The organism is Bacteroidota bacterium (assembly GCA_037133915.1).
Classification (GTDB): Bacteria; Bacteroidota; Bacteroidia; order Bacteroidales; family CAIWKO01; genus JBAXND01.
Map to the genome: position 1 here is coordinate 1 of JBAXND010000020.1, position 17,690 is coordinate 17,690.

Consider the following 17,690-nt stretch of genomic DNA (forward strand, 5'->3'; position numbering starts at 1 on the left):
AATTTGTTGCGGTTTGCAAAATAATATTCTGTATTTTTATCGGACAATAGTGAAATATAATTCCTATTTAATCGATAGTACTGGTGTGGTAAAGGGGGAATATAAAACGGTACAACCGGTTGATTTTTTAAATGTGAAAGTTGGACTTTCTTTTTAAAAAAAGTATTTTAATTTGATTTCAAACGCTGAAAAACGCCCTTTCTGTTTCCTAGACGTACCCCCAAAACAAAAAAGTCCCTGTAAGTGTTAACCTACAGAGACTTGATGTAGCGGAGACATCCGTCAGCCGACGGAGAACCTGTGACCTTCGGAACTCCTCATCTTTTTATTCCTTAATTAATGACCAAACGAAAGCTCTGCCTCTCGATGTTTTCAATTGTTTTTCTCTCTTCAGAGCTTCGGTCCGTGATGCACAGGATTCGGAATACAGCAGAACCCAGGGTAGGTACTTTTTTGTCCAGCCATCATCACTCAACTCGTTATGATACTGTAATCTCGTCGAAAGGTCAGAGGTTTGACCAATGTATATTTTTCTGTAGATTTCAGAAAATAAAACGTACACCGTAAACATAAACGGAAATTGATTAAAACAAAAAAGCCCCTGTAAGTGTTAACCTACAGAGACTTGATGTAGCGGAGACAGGACTCGAACCTGTGACCTTCGGGTTATGAGCCCGACGAGCTACCACTGCTCCACCCCGCAATATTTTTAAGAACTGATTTTCGGGTTACAATCCCGACGAGCTATCCGTCAGCCGACGGACTCCACCCCGCAATATTTTTAAGAACTGATCTGTATTCAAATTCTCACTTCCGGCTCTTTCTCTGTCTCTCATTCAGCCTATGTCCCGTAAAAGGACTACCTTTGAACCGCGGTGCAAAGATACATATTGTTTGCTTTCCCGCAACAATAATATTTTTTTTATGGCACATAAAGCCGGATTCGTCAATATACTGGGCAATCCCAATGTAGGGAAATCGACCCTGCTCAATGCCCTGATGGGCGAAAAAATATCTTCGGTAACCCGTAAGGCTCAAACTACAAGACATCGTATCATGGGCATTATGACCGGCGACGATTACCAAATCGTGTATTCGGATACGCCCGGACTGCTCAAGCCGCATTACCGCCTTCATAAGGCCATGATGAATGCCGCCCTGGGCGCCATTGAAGATGCCGATGTGATTCTTTATCTGGTGGAAGCCGGTGAGAAAAACCCCGATCTGGAAGTCATCAATAAAATAAATGAATCGCAGGTGCCTGTGCTGCTGCTGTTCAATAAAGTAGATACCGCTGCCGAAGGAGTGATGGAAGAAACCAAAGCACTGTGGTTCCCGCTGTTTACCAAAGCAGAGGCTTTGCCGCTGAGCGCTCTTCACGGACTCAATGTGCGCCTGGTGTTTGATAAAATTCTGGAAACTCTGCCCGAGCACGAGCCCTATTATCCCGACGACCAGATCAGCGATAAGCCCGAACGCTTTTTCGTTGCGGAGATGATACGCGAGCGCATTCTGCTTCAATACAAAGATGAAGTGCCCTATTCCGTAGAGCTCGAAGTGACCTCATTTAAAGAAGATGTTGATATAACCCGTATTGAAGTTACCATCTATGTTGCCCGTGAATCGCAGAAAGCAATCATTCTGGGGAACAAAGGTACGGCGATAAAAAATCTCGGCATAGAATCGCGTAAGCTGATTGAACGCTTTCTGGAAACACATGTGTTTTTGGGGCTTACGGTAAAAGTGAGCAAAGACTGGCGCGACAGCGAACAGGCGCTGAAACAATTCGGTTACGAATCTTAATATTTATAATAATTTTTCTGAAATGTCGAATATTGTAGCAATCGTGGGCAGGCCCAACGTAGGTAAATCAACATTTTTCAACCGACTTACAGGGGAACGCTCAGCCATAGTTGACCCTGTTGCAGGTGTAACCCGCGACCGGCATTATGGAACCTCGGACTGGAACGGAACCTTCTTCTCGGTAATAGATACCGGCGGGTATGTCATTGGCTCCGAAGATACGTTTGAACTCGAAATACGCCGTCAGGTGCAGCTTTCGCTGGATGAAGCCGATGCCATTATTTTTATGGTGGATGTAACCGAAGGCCTTACCGGAATGGACGAAGAGATAAGCCTGATGCTGCGCCGTACGCATAAACCTGTGTTCGTTGTAGTGAATAAGGCTGATAACAACGCCCGTGCTACTGAGTCGGGAGAATTTTATGCACTCGGACTGGAACATGTTTTTACCATTTCCTCTATCAATGGCGCCGGTACCGGTGAACTGCTCGACGAGCTGGTGAAGTGCCTCAAAAAAGAAGATGTGGTGGAAGATGTCCCCGATCTTCCTAAAATTGCGGTTATTGGCAGACCGAATGTTGGCAAATCATCTCTGATAAATGTACTTTTAGGCGAAGACCGCACGATTGTAACCTCTATTGCGGGAACCACGCGCGACGCAATTTATACTAATTTCAAGGGCTTTGGATTTGACATCTTACTGGTTGATACTGCAGGTTTGCGTAAAAAAACCAAAGTATATGAAGACATTGAATTCTATTCGGTGCTGCGTTCCATCCGCGCCATAGAAAACAGCGATGTATGCCTGCTTATGATAGACGCTGAACGCGGTTTCGAAGCTCAGGATATGAGTATTTTCAGGCTGATTGAGAAAAATCATAAAGGAGTAGTGGTGGTTGTGAATAAGTGGGACCTTGTGGAGAAAACTACCAACACACACAAACATTTTGAGGCAGAGATTCGCGAACGGCTCAAACCATTCGACGATGTTCCCATTGTTTTCACATCGGCTGTCACCAAACAACGTATTTTTAAAACACTGGAACTGGCCGTAGATATTTATAAGAACCGTAAAACACGCATTCCCACAAGCAAACTGAACGAGCTGATGCTGCCTCTTATCGAGAGCTTTCCGCCGCCCAGCGTTAAAGGGAAATTCCCGAAAATAAAATACATTTCACAGTTGCCCATCGCCTTCCCTGCATTTGCATTTTTCTGCAGTCACAAGCAATACATCAAAGACGGATACAAGAGATACCTTGAGAACAAACTCCGCGAAAACTTCAATTTCACGGGTATTCCGATAGAAGTATATTTCAGGGAAAAATGAGCGAAGGCGTACGCATAGACAAATGGCTGTGGGCGGTCAGGGTTTACAAAACACGCAGTCTTGCCGCGGAAAATATCCGCAACGGCCGCGTCACAATTGGTGGTCAGGTAGTCAAAGCTTCGCGCGATGTAAAAATCAATGACATCATTGTTGTGAATTCGCCCCCACTTACACGAACCATGAAGGTGCTGCAGCTGCTTCATAACCGGGTTTCTGCCAGGCTTGTGGCCGATAATATGGAAGATCTTACACCTCAGTCGGAATACGACAAACTTAAAATGCCCAAAGAGAGCTTTTATGTGTTCAGACCACGGGGCACCGGCAGACCTACCAAAAAAGACCGTCGTGAACTCGAAGACTTTTTCTGATACCGACTGATTTTCATGAATCGCAGGGAAATATTTCCCTTACCTTTGTGTTGTATTAACAGACCAAAAATCTTTGTTATGAATGCAACGAAACGTTTCAGCATAATATTGGGGCTACTGCTGATAGCTTCTCCGTTTTCAATACTAAATGCACAGAAGCCAAACGCGCATCTGCTTGATACAGGCGGTATTCGTGTGATGTTTTATAACTGCGAGAATTTTTTTGATACCATCGATGACCCGAATAAAGATGATGCGGAATATCTTCCGTCGTCACAAAAAAAATGGAACACCGAAAAATATCTGAAAAAAGTGGACCATATTGCACGCGTTGTTTATTCTGTTGACAGCGTGCATCTGCCCGTATTTGCAGGCTTCACGGAAATTGAAGATGGTGATGTTCTGAAAGACCTTGTAAAAACATCATGGCTGAAAAAAGGAAAATACAAATGTGTTCATTTCGAAACCAGCGATCCGCGCGGCGTTGACCCCGCACTGATTTACCGTCCTGATGTTATGAAAGTGGCAGATGCCCATCTGATAAGCGTTTTCTACGATTCCAAATCCGATAAAAGTACCCGCGAAATTCTTTATGTAAAAGGAATTATCGGAAAAGATACGCTTCATATTTTTGTCAATCACTGGAAATCGCGCATTGGCGGCACCGAAGAAACAGACCCCAAGCGCATGGCGTATGCGAAAACGCTTCGTGCGAATGTTGATAACATCCTGGCAGCCCATCACGATGCCAAAATATTAATTATGGGAGACTTCAACGACACGCCGCTCGACGAAAGTGTGCATTACGGGTTGGGCGCTATTACAGCCGACACCGTGATTTCTGATGATAAGTTGTATAATCTGATGTACGAAAAAGCGAAAAACGGTGAAGGTTCGCATAAGTTCGATGGATGGGAAATGCTGGATCAGATGATTGTCAGCGGAAGTACGCTGAGTGACAAAGCTGCCGGAATACGCTTCGATTCCAAAAAAACAGCCGTTTTTCAGATGCCATTCATGATGTATAAAACCAAAGAAGGAGCGTTTGAACCCAGCCGTACCTATTCCGGAACCCGTTACTTCGGCGGATACAGCGACCACTTACCGGTTTACACGACTATGTACTTCAGAAAATAACAGCATTCGGAATCCGAATCAACAATGGTGAATCCGTTTATCAAGGCACTTCGCAAAGCTTTTCCATCTGACACAGCTGTTATGAAAGGAAACGCAATATACATTGTGATGATAGCCTATGCAATCATTGCTGCCTTAACGATAGTGCTATTTAATGGTACCGGGGATTCGGGCGACAGCATAACTCACTATCTTTTTGCCAGGTACGCACCTGCGCATCCACAGCTGTTTTTCGACCTTTGGGCAAAACCGGTGTGTGTGTTTCTGCTAAGTCCGTTTGCCCAATTTGGATTCACTGGCGTTAAAATTTTCAATGCACTCGTAACACTTTTCACAATTTTTTTTACGTATAAAACAGCCCTCAAACTGAATATCAAAAATCCGGTTGTGAGTGCAGTGATTCTGGTGTTCTCTCCATTATTTTACATCCTGACTTTTTCCGGTCTTACCGAACCCTTATTTGCATTGATTCTGATTCTGGGTATTTATATTGTAATTGAAAAGAAATATACCGCAGCGTCTGTTCTTATTTCATTTCTGCCGTTTGTCCGATCTGAAGGCCTTATCATTTTATGTGTTTTTGTTTTTTTTCTCTTGCTGAAGAATCAATGGAAATATATTCCCTGGCTGCTTACAGCTCATGTTATTTTTATGATTGCAGGAATGATTGTGTATGGAGATATTCTTTGGTTATTTACTAAAATTCCCTACGCCCAGCTCACAAGCACCTATGGCAGCGGCCGGCTGTTTCATTTTGTCGGACAGATGAATTATGTTACCGGGCTTCCTGTTTACATTTTATTCTGGACGGGAATTATTGGGCTGATATGGCAGTTATTCGCCAGAAAAATTTCTGTTGAATTGATGGTGCTGGTATTTGCCGGATTTGGCTCTTTCTTTATCGCGCACAGTCTGTTTTGGTACTTTGGGATATTCAATTCTATGGGACTGAAGCGGGTGCTCATCTGCGTGATTCCTTTAATATCCATTATGTCGCTTGTGGGGTTTAATACCCTTACAGAGACCATTCTAAAAGGCAGAAAAATTCCCCGTATTATTATACAGTCCCTGCTTATAGCCTATATTATTATTTTCCCGTTCACGTCAAATCCGGCGGCTGTCAATTGGAAAACAGACATGATGCTTTCAGTTGACCAGCAATGCGCGTTAGAAACCGGTAAATTTATTGCTCAAAACAGCGGAACCAATCACCGCTTCATATTTTCACATCCCTACCTCAGTGAAGTGCTGAACATTGATCCTTTTGATAAAAGCAGGCATGAGGTATTGTCGGTTGAATCAATCAAAGGATTGAAAACAGGTGATATTATAATTTGGGAGAACTGGTTCTCCGTAATTGAGAACGGCATTGGTAAAGACATTCTTGACACATCGCCCCGTTTAAAAAACACCTATAACCTGTCAATCAACGATGGTGCTCGAGAAATCATGTATGCCGTTTATCAATGCTACTGACAAACGGCATACGGTGAAATCAGATATTGGCCTTTTTTAAAGCTCTTCTTTTTTTAGCCCGTTTGAGCAAACGCACCATCAGCCATAACCCTACCAAAGTTATCAGCAGGAGTGGCCAGATATAAATGAGTCCCAGGAAAAACGACACCAGCCCTTTCCATCCCCAGTCAAGCGCTTCAACAAAGCGGCTTCCAAAACTGCGTCCCGGCTCAATCTGAACGGCATTGCTCTTTTCATAAAAGCTGAGATTCACCGTGCTGTACGATACTTTATCGTTCAGATATTTTAAACGGCCTTCGTATGATTCAATTTCTTCGCGTATGGTGCGCAGGTATTGTTGCACGTCCAGAATCTCGTTTATGGTATGCGCTTTTTTCATGATATCGAGATACTGCGCTTCGGCTTCTTTCTTTGATTTAAGGCGTGCATTCACGTCAACGAACTCTGCCGTTACATCTTCGGCATTAATCTTCTTAGAATCGACGTAAATGGCCTCTTTGAGTAATTCTTCAACCAGTGCGTCAAAATCAACGGCCTTTACCCGAATCACCATCATGTTTGAAATGTTGTAATGGTCGTTGGTTTGATTTTCGGAACCCACGTATGCATTGTGTTTCTTGATAATTTCAAGAATTTTCGACCTGGAGCTCTCATATTTTTCGACCTGCATGCTGATGTCGGCTGTTTTAATAATCATGGCAGGCACCTTGTCGTCGGCTGCGGGAACGCTCGCATCTTTGTCCTTTGTTTGTTCAGCATTTGCGGGTGGTGCATCAAAAGATTCTTCCCCGGAACTTTTTTGAACAGGAGCCGTTTCATCTGTTTGGCTTACGGACGTTTTATCTATTGCCGTTTTTTCTTCTGACGAAGGCCCTGAGGCGCAACTGTACATCCCAAGATTCAAGATAAGCAGGGCGGGGATGAGCAATGCCGTGCCAATCATTTTTTTTGTGTTCATGGTTTTGGTTATTTTGGTTAAATTTTCTGAATGAATAAACGGCAGAATAGATTCACCGAGTATTCGGAATCCATAAAAAATTCAAAAAATAATTACAGAAGCCGTTGTAAAAAAAATATCCCGGCGATGGCCGGGATAAAGATAAGTAATTTACATTCAGAAGGCAAGATGGTGCTGCAGCTTCTGAACTGCATGATGCATAAAGATTGGAAATGATTACACGGTCATTATATCTTTTTCTTTCAATTCAAGCACTTTGTCAACTTTTGCGATGAAAGAATTCGTTATTTCCTGAATATCGGCTTCGAGCTTTTTAGCCTCGTCTTCCGGTACACCTGATTTTTCTAAACCTTTAGCTGTTTCATTGGCTGTGCGGCGAATGTTTCGGATAGAAACGCGTGCATTTTCAGCTTCTGCCTTTGCTTTTTTTACAAGGTCTTTGCGTCGCTCCTCCGTAAGGGGCGGAACAATGATACGCAGCACTTCGCCTTCATTTTTCGGATTAAATCCCAGATTGGCGGCCTGAATGGCTTTATCAATCAATGGCAGTACACTGCGGTCCCAGGGCTGAACAATAATCTGACGCGGGTCGGGAGTGTTTATGTTCGAAACCTGATCAAGGGCTGTCATGGCACCATAATAATCAATCTTGATACCATCAAGCATCTGCGGAGTCGCTTTGCCGGTGCGTATTCTCTGGAATTCGCGATCGAGGCGCGACATGGCGCCCTGCATGCCTTCTTTGGCTTCTTCTAATACAAACTGGACTTCTTCGTTCATAGTCTTTTCAAATCAAAGGGTACGTATTCAAAATTTACTGCAAAGATACTCCCTGCAGGTATTAAAAAGCAAATTTACTCATGAACAATGGTGCCTGTTTTTTCGCCGTCAAGCACTTTGCGCAGGTTGCCGTTGATATTCATATTGAATACCACCACCGGCAGTTTGTTTTCACTGCACAGCGCAAAAGCCGCCATATCCATCACTTCAAGCTTTTTTTCCATTGCTTCGGCGTAAGTAATGGTGTCATATTTCACGGCAGCTTTATCTTTTTCGGGATCGGCGGTATAGATACCGTCAACGCGGGTTCCCTTCATCATCACGTCGGCTTTAATTTCAAGGGCGCGCAATACGGAGGCCGTATCTGTAGTGAAGAACGGGTTTCCAGTACCGCCTGCCATGATTACAATTTCGCCATTGTCAAGACATTTGATGGCTTCGCGGGCATTCATGGGGTCGCACATTCCGTTGATGGCAATGCCTGAGAAAACGCGTGTTTTCAATCCGTTTTTTTCAAAGGTAGCCTGTAATGCCAGTGCATTGATAACTGTTGCGAGCATTCCCATGGAATCGCCCTGAACGCGGTCCATGCCGGCTCCTGCGCCGCTGAGTCCACGGTAAATATTGCCGCCGCCAATCACAATGCCTATCTGAACGCCTGTTGCGGCAACCGCCTTTATTTCGGCTACATATTCATCAAGACGGGCAGGGTCAATGCCGTATTGTTTGGTTCCCATCAGGCTTTCGCCGCTGAGTTTCAGGAGTATTCTTTTAAATTTCATTCTTTCTTATTTTCTGTAAAAATAGCACAATTCAAAAAATGGCTGAAAAAAAAAGAGAGAGAATGATTAGCTTCCCTCCCTTTTAATATTTATAAACGCATTAATTACTTCAGCGAAACGCGTTTAAATTCGGTAACGGTAAGACCTTTACCTGATTCTTCCAGGTACTGACGAACTGTTTTTTTGTTGTCGCGCACAAAATCCTGGTTGAGCAGGGTGTTGTCTTTATAGAATTTGTTCAGTTTGCCGATAGCGATTTTTTCGAGCATTTCTTCAGGTTTGCCTTCTTCGCGTGCCTGCTCTTTGCCAACTTCAATTTCGCGTTCAACTATTTTAGCATCAACGCCTTCTTTATCAAGAGCAACGGGAGCCATAGCTGCAATCTGCATGACCACTTCTTTACCAACGGTATCAATATCAGCAACGCTGTCGCTGTTCAGGCCCATGATAGCGGCCAGTTTGTTTCCCATGTGGTTGTAGGCGAATACGCGGGGAGCCTGAATAATATGGTACTCTGAGAGTTCCATTTTTTCGCCGGTTTTCCCAATCATATCGCTGATGCTTTCGGCAATGGTGCGTCCGTTCAGGCTGATTGCCTTAAGGTCGTCCATGGTAGCGGGTTTCTGTGTCAGTGCAATGTTTGCGATAGCGTTGGCCAGGTCAACAAATTCCTGATTTTTGGCAACGAAATCGGTTTCGCAGTTCAGCATGGTAATGGTCGCTACTTTGGCTGATGCGTCTGTGTTTGCAATAACCAGACCTTCGCCGGCTTCACGGTCAGATCGTTTGTTGGCTACTTTTTGTCCTTTTTTTCTGAGTATATCAATTGCTTTTTCAACATCGCCATCAGCTTCAACGAGGGCATTTTTGCAATCCATCATGCCTGATCCGGTGATTTGCCTGAGTTTGTTTACTTCAGCAGCAGTAATATTTGCCATTGTAATATGATGTATTAAAGAGTTATAATTACTTTTTAGAAATGATCTTTTTAGGACCGGTAGGTTTTTTGACGATTTTTTCAGAAGTTTTTTCTTTCTGGGCATCGTCGTCGTCTTCTTCGCCTTCAACTACTTCTTTCACGCGGCCAACATCTTTTTTAGCGGCGGCTTTCTTGAGTCTGATGCGTTCTTCTTCTTCTTCGCGTTCTTCCATTTCTTTCAATGAAAGTTTTTCAACTGCGATATCTCTTTCGTCTTCGTCTTCTTTATCCTGTTTGTCTTTGGCGAGTTTGCGCTCGTTCAGGCCTTCTTCAATTGCTTCAACCATGGCATTCACGATAAGTGCAATTGATTTTGAAGCGTCGTCGTTGGCAGGAATAGGGAAGTCAACTTCGTTGGGGTTTGAATTGGTATCAACGATAGCGAATGTTGGGATATTCAGTTTTTTTGCTTCGGCAACTGCAATTTTTTCTTTGAGGATATCAACGATAAAAATAGCTGCGGGAAGGCGTGTAAGGTCAACGATACTGCCAAGGTTCTTTTCAAGTTTGGCGCGCTCGCGGATAATCTGAAGACGTTCTCTTTTTGAAATTTTCTCGAAGGTGTCGTCGGTTCTCATTTTATCGATAGCGGCCATTTTCCTTACGGCTTTACGGATGGTGGCAAAGTTGGTAAGCATACCGCCCGGCCAGCGCTCAGTAACATAAGGCATATTCACTCTTTTTACCAGATCGGCAACTATTTCTTTAGCCTGTTTTTTGGTAGCAACAAAAAGTACTTTTTTACCTGATTTGATAATCTGCTTCATGGCATCGCCGGCTTCTTCTATCTTGGCAGATGTTTTATGAAGGTCAATGATGTGAATCCCGTTGCGTTCCATAAAGATATATGGTGCCATATTGGGGTTCCATTTGCGTTTCAGATGGCCGAAATGTACACCGGCATCCAGTAAATCCTGAAAATTAATTTTACTCATTAGATTGATTTTTACGTGGTTATGTTTACTTTCTTTGTTACTTTGTCATTAAAGCCAATTGTTGAGTAGCACCATTGGTAGTCTCAACAATTTAGATACTAAACAAGATCTGAGGCAAAGCTGCCTGTTAACGCTTGCTGAACTGGAATTTCTTCCTGGCTTTTTTCTGGCCTGGTTTTTTCCTTTCAACCATGCGCGGATCCCTTCTGAGGAGCGTTTTTGATTTGAGCGCCGGTCTGATTTCCGGGTCAACCTTTATAAGTGCTCTTGAAATGGCAAGGCTAAGCGCTTCGGCCTGACCTTTAAAACCGCCACCATCAACATTTACATGGATATCAAATTTTTCTAATGATTCAGCAATCTGCAACGGCTGAAGCACAATGTGTTGTAAAATAGGTGTGGGAAAATACACTTTATAATCTTTCTTGTTAACGGTAATGTTTCCGCTTCCTTCCCTGAGGTAAATTCTTGCAACGGCAGTTTTCCTGCGACCTAAAGCCTGAACGTCTTCCATGACTGATATTACTTGATTGAAGTTAATTTAATTTCTTTGGGTTGCTGTGCTTCGTGGGGATGTACGTTTCCGGCATACACGAAAAGGTGCCTGTACATATCGCTTCCTAAACGGGTGCGTGGCAGCATGCCTTTAACGGCGTGCTCAATCACAGCGGTAGGCTTGGCAGCAAGTACCTGCTGGGGCGACCGTGACCTCTGTCCGCCCGGATATCCGGTATAGCGGAGGTATTCTTTGTCGGTCATTTTGTTGCCGGTAAGGACAATTTTCTCAGCATTGATGATGATGATATTGTCTCCGCAATTGAGGTTCGGAGAGTAATATGCCTTATGCTTTCCGCGAAGCATGATGGCTACTTTGGAGGCTAAACGCCCAAGTACTTCGTTCTCTGCATCAATGATAAACCATTCGCGGGTTATTTCTTTCGCGCTTACCGTACGGGTTTTGTAACTTAAATTGCTCATTTTTATCTGTATTTCAAAATCTAAACCGGTTATTTCAAAATTGGGGTGCAAAATTAGAACTATTTTTTTTAATTAACAAATTTATGAACATTATTAAAGATATTATTTTCTGAAGTGCATAATGATAGGTTCAATATATTCTTGTCCGAAATTTTGAAATAGCGTTTTTATATTTACCTTTGTGCCGCTTAACAATAAAGAATAATAACCAAAAACATCAATCATGAAAAAGACTTCAGTTGTATTTGTTCTATCAGTTGCAATTGCATTGATTTTGAGTTCATGCGGCGGTAACAAACCCGGCGGAGATCTCAAAACACACAGTGATACCATTGCTTACGTTATCGGCGCAAACATAGGTAATAACCTGAAAGAGAATATAAACCGCGATTCACTTGACCTCGGCATCCCTTCTTTGATTCAGGGATTTAAAGATGCACTCGAAGGTGTTGATTCTACAATATTTAAAAGTGCTGAAAAACAAAAGATTATGGCTGCTTTCCAAACAGAAATGCAGAAACGTCAGCAAGAAAATATGCTCAAAGCTGCCGAGCCTAATAAAGCTGAAGGTGCTAAATTTCTGGCCGACAATAAAACCAAAGCCGGCGTAATTACCCTCCCGAGCGGTCTTCAGTACAAGGTGATAAAAGAAGGTACAGGCAAAACCCCCAAAGAAACCGATCAGGTGACCGTTAATTACGAAGGTAAATTCCTGAATGGTAAAATATTTGACTCTTCTTTTGAACGCAATCAGCCTGCAACATTCCCGCTGAGTGGTGTTATCAAAGGATGGACCGAAGGTCTGCAGCACATGAAAGAAGGTGGTTCCTATGAATTGTATGTTCCTTCTGACCTCGCTTACGGCGATCAGGGCAACCAGGGAATTCCGGGTGGTTCAACCCTTATCTTCAAAGTTGACCTGATTAAAATCGAAGCTCCTGCTGCTGATAAAGGCGGCGAAACCAAACCCAAAGCTAAAGGCAAAGGTTGATTTCGATAAAAAGCATTAATTGATAAAAAGCGGCTGTTCATGCCGCTTTTTTTATTCTCTGTTGAATCATATTCCTTTGTAATCGTAATTAATATAAATTTGTACCAACAAAGATGGCGCTGGAGATTTTTTTAAATCAACGATTAACCGTCACATAAATAAATCAAATAGTAATCACAAAAATTAATTTTACGAAATGAAAAGTATCACAACCATTGTCATTGCTCTTGTGTTGGCAATGTCAGTCATCTCATGTAAAACAACAAAAAACACCTGCAACACCAAGCCCGAACTCAAAACAAACCTTGACACCATCAGTTATATTATTGGTGCGGACATTGGGATGAACCTGAAGAAAAACGGGATAGAAGTCAATAATGATATTTTCCAGGCTGCTTTTATGGCGGGAATTAAAGGAAACGACTCCCTGTTTAGTCCGGCACAGAAACAAAAAATTATGGATCAGTTCCAACAGGATATGCAGAAGAAAATCCAACTGAAGAATTCAGAAGCTGCCGAAGTAAATAAAAAAGAAGGAACGAAATTTCTGGAAGAGAATAAAACAAAGCCTGGTGTTATCACAACCGCAAGCGGTTTGCAGTATAAAATAATTAAGGAAGGTGAAGGAATAAGCCCTAATGGCGACAATACGGTGAAAGTTAATTATGAAGGGAAATTGGTAAACGGTAAAAAATTTGATTCATCATATGACCGTGGCGAACCTGCCGAATTTCCGGTAAACGGAGTAATTAAAGGATGGACCGAAGCCCTGCTGCTGATGAAACCCGGCGCCATATGGGAATTATATATTCCATACGATTTAGCTTACGGCGAACAAGGCTACATGGATATTCCACCTGCCGCAACCCTTATTTTTAAAGTGGAACTGATTTCAGTGACCAGTAAAAAACAATAGTTAATTGATTGTATAACCCAAACACCCTCAACATGAAAAAAATCTTCAAGGTGACCGCATTTATAATGATTGCGGTAATTGCAACCAGTTTTTTAAACGGTTGTGGAAGTTCAAACAAAAAAACCGACATGACGAAAGAACTGCAGGATTTTATCAAAAAACTTGATGAAAAAGTAATTCCCTTGTACAAGGAAGTTACCCTCTCATCATGGAATGCCGAAATTAGTGGCAACGAAGCTGATTATAACAAAGCTGCTGCCGCCGAATTCGAACTGACCAAGATTTTTGCAAATAAAAAAGATTTCGAGACCATTAAAAAGATTCGGGACTCAAAATCTATTGAAGACCCGCTGCTGAAGCGCCAGCTCGATGTTATCTACAACTCTTTTCTGGGCGAACAGATAGACACCGTGAAGTCAAAGGAAATGATTGATATGCAATCGAAAATCGGATTGAAATTCAATACTTTCCGCGCCGTTGTAGGCAAAGACTCTTTAACAGATAATCAGGTAGAGGAAATCCTGCGCACGTCAACCGACAGCAAAAAACTGGAAGATACCTGGAAAGCTACGAAAAAATCAGGTGCAAATATCGCAGCCGATGTGATTGCGCTGGTGAAAAAACGCAATGAATCAGCCAAAGAACTTGGATTCAAAAATTATCACGAAATGAGCCTCAAGCTCAGCGAACAGGATCCTGCGGAGATTGAAAAAATCTTCAACGAACTCGACAGCCTGACGCGCGACGCTTTTGCACAGCTCAAAAATGAAATGGATGAGTATTTTGCAAAAAGATATAAAATAAAGAAGGAAGAACTGATGCCCTGGCATTATCAAAACCGTTTCTTCCAGGAAGCTCCCAAGATTTACCAAGTTGATCTCGACGTTTATTTTAAAGGAAAAGATGACGTTAAGATTATGGAAGACTACTATAAAGGCATTGGTATTGATATTGCCGACGTCATCAAAAAAAGCGACCTCTACGAAAAGAAAGGCAAAAACCAGCATGCATTCTGCACTGATATTGACAAAGCCGGCGATGTGCGCGTACTTTGCAATGTAAAGAATGACTCTTATTGGATGAATACGCTGCTTCATGAATTCGGTCATGCGTCCTATACAAAATATACCGAACGTGCCTTACCGTTTGAACTTCGTGATGCCGCTCATACCTTCACTACCGAGGCTGTTGCGATGTTTTTCGGCCGCCTGTCCAGCAATCCGCAGTGGCTGAAAGCTATGCTGGGACTGAAAGATGAAGAGGTTAAGAAAATTGCCGACGATTGCTACAAAACGCTCCGCCTTGAGCAGCTTACATTCAGCCGCTGGGCACAGGTTATGTACCGCTTTGAAAAAGGTCTGTACGAAAATCCGGATCAGGATCTGAACAAATTCTGGTGGGATCTCGTTGAAAAATACCAGTTGCTGAAACGTCCTGCAGGTCGCAATGAACCTGACTGGGCATCAAAAATTCATATTGCAACCTCGCCCTGTTATTATCACAATTACCTTTTGGGCGAAATGCTGGCATCACAATTTACCTATTACATTGCCAAAAATGTTTACAAAACCGACGATATTAAAAGTATTGGATGGGTGAACAATCCTGAAATCGGTAAATTCTTTATTGAAAAAGTATTCAAACCCGGCATGCGCTACGAATGGAATGATATGATTGAAAAAGCAACCGGCGAAAAACTCACGGCTAAATACTACGCAAAACAATTCTGCAATTAATACCTGCCGTGAATAATAAAGAAGAAGCCGTCCCTGTAAGGACGGCTTCTTCTTTTACCTTTCAGCTTTAACCTTTTACCTGTTTTATTTCATGGTTACCAGAAAATAATTCTTCTTGCCTTTCTGTACCAGTATATATTTTCCGTCAAGCAAATGTTCGGCACCGATGACGGTATTTTCAGTAACCTTATCTTTATTCACCGAAATAGCATTCTCTTTAAGGTTGCGTCTGGCCTCACTTTTAGAAGGAAGTACATTGGTGTGGTCGGTCAGGAAATCAATGATATTTACGCCCGCAGTTATAATTTCTGTACTTACCGTTGATTGCGGAACGCCTTCAAAAACCGCCAGCAGCATATCTTCCGGAAGCTTCTTCAGTGTTTCGGTCGTGCCTTTTCCAAACAGTATTTCCGATGCATCCACAGCAGCATTATAATCGGCTTCGGAATGTACGCGTATGGTAACATCTTTGGCCAATGCCTTCTGAAGTAAGCGCAGATGAGGCTCTTTGCGGTGTTCTTCGGTCATGGCTTCCACTTCTTCTTTCGTGAAAAGTGTAAATATTTTGATGTATTTTTCTGCGTCTTCATCCGATGTGTTCAGCCAGAACTGATAAAATTTATACGGTGATGTTTTTGCCGGGTCAAGCCAGATATTGCCTTCGGCTGTTTTACCAAATTTACCACCATCGGCTTTGGTGATGAGCGGACAGGTGAGGGCAAAGGCTTCGCCGCCAATCTTGCGCCGGATGAGTTCGGTTCCGGTGGTGATGTTGCCCCACTGGTCTGAACCGCCCATCTGCAGCTTGCATCCTTTGTTTTGATACAGATATAAGAAATCGTATCCCTGCAAAAGCTGGTATGAAAACTCAGTAAACGAAATGCCCGTTTCAAGCCGTTTTTTCACGGAATCCTTGGCCATCATGTAGTTCACCGTAAGGTATTTCCCAACTTCACGTAAAAAATCGAGAAATGAAAATTCGCTGGTCCAGTCATAATTGTTCACCATTTCAGCGGCATTGGCAGGTCCTGAAAATTCAAGGAACTTATGTAATTGCGCTTTAAGGCAATCCTGATTGTGACGCAGCACTTCAATATCCAGCAGATTGCGCTCTTCCGATTTTCCCGAAGGGTCGCCCACCATGCCGGTGGCGCCGCCGACAAGTGCAATGGGCTTGTGGCCACTTAGCTGCAGGTGCTTCAGCATCATCACCGAAACCAAATGTCCGATATGCAATGAATCGGCGGTTGGGTCAATGCCCACATAAGCAACCGTCATTTCTTTGTTCAGCAATTCTTCTGTTCCCGGCATGATATCGTGTATCATACCTCTCCACGTTAACTCTTCAATAAAATTCATTTTCCGGAAATTTGATGAAGCGCAAAATTAAGAAGATTTATCCGGTTTGATGTTTTAATTGAAGAATTGGCTGCTGTAATTAATTTTTCTACATTTGTGAAAAACCACTTGTTATGGTATTTGTTACAGGCGGAACCGGCTTTGTGGGCTCACATCTTCTTTTTAACCTTGTGTCGCAGGGACGTGCAGTCCGTGCTCTCAAACGGTCTCAGTCGGATACATCGCGCACCAAACGAATATTCTCATATTATTCCGATGATTACGAAACCCTGTTTTCGAAAATTGAATGGGTAGAGGGTGATTTGCTTGATATATATTCGCTGGATGAAGCGATGAAGGGCATCAGTCGTGTGTTTCACTGTGCCGGTGTGGTATCGTTTTCAAAAACGGATAATGCACTTATGTCGAAGACCAATGCCGATGGCACGGCCAATCTGGTAAATGCCGCATTGGAAAACAACATTGAGAAACTCTGTCATGTGAGTTCTATTGCTGCCATTGGCAGCGGCGAACCCGGCGAGACTATTGATGAAGATACGTTGTGGCGTACCTCACGAAAGAATTCGGGCTATGCCAAATCAAAATATTATTCCGAACAGGAAATATGGCGCGGTGCCGCAGAAGGTCTGAACACGGTGGTAGTGAACCCTTCGGTGATCATTGGTCCGGGAAGCAGCGAGAGTCTTATAGAAGGCTTGCTCGATCGCATGCCCAACGGTTTTAATTTTTACACACTGGGCGTAAACGGATTTGTGGATGTGCGCGATGTGGTGACTACGATGATAACGCTTATGGATGGCGACTTTCATGATGAGCGTTATATTGTGTCGTCTGAAAATGTTTCATACCGCGACATTCTGAATTACATTACTGATACGTTGGGGATGAAGCGACCACGCGCCAGAGCAGGTCGTTTTCTTACGGAGCTGGCGTGGACTACCGAAAAGCTCCGTACGATGATTACCGGTCGTAAGCCGGGTTTCACGAAAGAAACAGCACGTATTTCACAGAATTTAGTCACGTTTTCAAACAAGAAAATAACGAATGCCACCGGCATTCAGTTCATTCCCGTTTCAGAATCCGTAAAATTTGTCTGTGATACCATTCGCGGCACGAAATGATTTGTTTAGCCCGTCATCCGGTCATTTCTATCATGTCCGTT

The 17,690-nt window shown here is 43.0% G+C and carries 18 protein-coding genes and 1 tRNA gene; 9 read left to right on the top strand and 10 right to left on the bottom strand.

Annotation, left to right across the window (positions count from 1 at the left end):
• Positions 1 to 325 precede the first annotated feature (325 nt).
• Together WCM76_08545 and WCM76_08550 are read right to left on the bottom strand one after the other, a co-directional pair.
• The gene (locus WCM76_08545) at positions 326 to 571 is read right to left on the bottom strand and encodes a GIY-YIG nuclease family protein (GenBank protein ID MEI6765676.1); all 246 of its coding nucleotides are present in this window, start codon (positions 569 to 571) and stop codon (positions 326 to 328) included.
• 60 nt (positions 572 to 631) lie between these two features.
• Positions 632 to 703 (bottom strand) — tRNA-Met (locus WCM76_08550).
• A gap of 221 nt (positions 704 to 924) precedes the next feature.
• Between WCM76_08550 and era the strand changes: the two genes are divergently transcribed.
• The 5 genes from era to WCM76_08575 all read left to right on the top strand — a co-directional run bounded on the left by era (position 925) and on the right by WCM76_08575 (position 6,114).
• Complete coding sequence (era, locus tag WCM76_08555) at positions 925 to 1,803, top strand: GTPase Era (GenBank protein MEI6765677.1); 879 nt, start codon at positions 925 to 927, stop codon at positions 1,801 to 1,803.
• 22 nt (positions 1,804 to 1,825) lie between these two features.
• On the top strand, positions 1,826 to 3,133 hold the full coding sequence (der, locus tag WCM76_08560; protein MEI6765678.1) for a ribosome biogenesis GTPase Der: 1,308 nt from the start codon (positions 1,826 to 1,828) through the stop codon (positions 3,131 to 3,133).
• The gene (locus tag WCM76_08565; GenBank protein ID MEI6765679.1) at positions 3,130 to 3,501 is read left to right on the top strand and encodes an RNA-binding S4 domain-containing protein; all 372 of its coding nucleotides are present in this window, start codon (positions 3,130 to 3,132) and stop codon (positions 3,499 to 3,501) included. The genes der and WCM76_08565 overlap by 4 nt, the downstream gene beginning before the upstream one ends.
• 78 nt (positions 3,502 to 3,579) lie before the next feature.
• Positions 3,580 to 4,638 (top strand): endonuclease, encoded by a 1,059-nt coding sequence (locus tag WCM76_08570; protein MEI6765680.1) that lies wholly within the window; start codon positions 3,580 to 3,582, stop codon positions 4,636 to 4,638.
• Positions 4,639 to 4,719: 81 nt separating this feature from the next.
• A complete protein-coding gene (locus WCM76_08575; GenBank protein MEI6765681.1) occupies positions 4,720 to 6,114 on the top strand; it encodes a hypothetical protein in 1,395 nt (464 codons plus the stop codon).
• 19 nt (positions 6,115 to 6,133) lie between these two features.
• Here the strand turns inward: WCM76_08575 and WCM76_08580 are convergent, their stop codons facing one another.
• The 7 genes from WCM76_08580 to rplM all read right to left on the bottom strand — a co-directional run bounded on the left by WCM76_08580 (position 6,134) and on the right by rplM (position 11,526).
• Positions 6,134 to 7,072 carry a DUF4349 domain-containing protein gene (locus tag WCM76_08580; protein ID MEI6765682.1) on the bottom strand — a complete coding sequence of 313 codons (939 nt, stop codon included), beginning with the start codon at positions 7,070 to 7,072 and terminating at the stop codon, positions 6,134 to 6,136.
• 216 nt (positions 7,073 to 7,288) lie between these two features.
• The gene (frr, locus tag WCM76_08585; GenBank protein ID MEI6765683.1) at positions 7,289 to 7,852 is read right to left on the bottom strand and encodes a ribosome recycling factor; all 564 of its coding nucleotides are present in this window, start codon (positions 7,850 to 7,852) and stop codon (positions 7,289 to 7,291) included.
• Between the two features lie 74 nt (positions 7,853 to 7,926).
• Positions 7,927 to 8,634 (bottom strand): UMP kinase, encoded by a 708-nt coding sequence (gene pyrH / locus WCM76_08590; protein ID MEI6765684.1) that lies wholly within the window; start codon positions 8,632 to 8,634, stop codon positions 7,927 to 7,929.
• A 104-nt stretch (positions 8,635 to 8,738) separates the two neighbouring features.
• On the bottom strand, positions 8,739 to 9,572 hold the full coding sequence (gene tsf, locus WCM76_08595) for a translation elongation factor Ts (GenBank protein ID MEI6765685.1): 834 nt from the start codon (positions 9,570 to 9,572) through the stop codon (positions 8,739 to 8,741).
• A gap of 28 nt (positions 9,573 to 9,600) precedes the next feature.
• Positions 9,601 to 10,548: a 30S ribosomal protein S2 gene (gene rpsB / locus WCM76_08600; protein MEI6765686.1), complete on the bottom strand. Its 948-nt coding sequence runs from the start codon at positions 10,546 to 10,548 to the stop codon at positions 9,601 to 9,603.
• Positions 10,549 to 10,675: 127 nt separating this feature from the next.
• Positions 10,676 to 11,062: a 30S ribosomal protein S9 gene (gene rpsI / locus WCM76_08605; GenBank protein MEI6765687.1), complete on the bottom strand. Its 387-nt coding sequence runs from the start codon at positions 11,060 to 11,062 to the stop codon at positions 10,676 to 10,678.
• Between the two features lie 8 nt (positions 11,063 to 11,070).
• Complete coding sequence (gene rplM, locus WCM76_08610; GenBank protein ID MEI6765688.1) at positions 11,071 to 11,526, bottom strand: 50S ribosomal protein L13; 456 nt, start codon at positions 11,524 to 11,526, stop codon at positions 11,071 to 11,073.
• A gap of 223 nt (positions 11,527 to 11,749) precedes the next feature.
• Here rplM and WCM76_08615 point away from each other — a divergent pair, with 223 nt between their 5' ends.
• From WCM76_08615 to WCM76_08625, 3 genes are all read left to right on the top strand, one after another.
• Positions 11,750 to 12,517 carry an FKBP-type peptidyl-prolyl cis-trans isomerase gene (locus tag WCM76_08615; GenBank protein ID MEI6765689.1) on the top strand — a complete coding sequence of 256 codons (768 nt, stop codon included), beginning with the start codon at positions 11,750 to 11,752 and terminating at the stop codon, positions 12,515 to 12,517.
• Between the two features lie 196 nt (positions 12,518 to 12,713).
• Positions 12,714 to 13,433 (top strand): FKBP-type peptidyl-prolyl cis-trans isomerase, encoded by a 720-nt coding sequence (locus WCM76_08620; protein MEI6765690.1) that lies wholly within the window; start codon positions 12,714 to 12,716, stop codon positions 13,431 to 13,433.
• Positions 13,434 to 13,465: 32 nt separating this feature from the next.
• Positions 13,466 to 15,169, top strand: a complete 1,704-nt coding sequence (locus tag WCM76_08625; GenBank protein ID MEI6765691.1) for a M2 family metallopeptidase — start codon at positions 13,466 to 13,468, stop codon at positions 15,167 to 15,169.
• 84 nt (positions 15,170 to 15,253) lie between these two features.
• Here WCM76_08625 and tyrS read toward each other — a convergent pair whose 3' ends face one another.
• Positions 15,254 to 16,528, bottom strand: a complete 1,275-nt coding sequence (gene tyrS, locus WCM76_08630; GenBank protein ID MEI6765692.1) for a tyrosine--tRNA ligase — start codon at positions 16,526 to 16,528, stop codon at positions 15,254 to 15,256.
• A gap of 113 nt (positions 16,529 to 16,641) precedes the next feature.
• Between tyrS and WCM76_08635 the strand changes: the two genes are divergently transcribed.
• A complete protein-coding gene (locus tag WCM76_08635; protein MEI6765693.1) occupies positions 16,642 to 17,649 on the top strand; it encodes an NAD-dependent epimerase/dehydratase family protein in 1,008 nt (335 codons plus the stop codon).
• Positions 17,650 to 17,690: the final 41 nt, after the last annotated feature.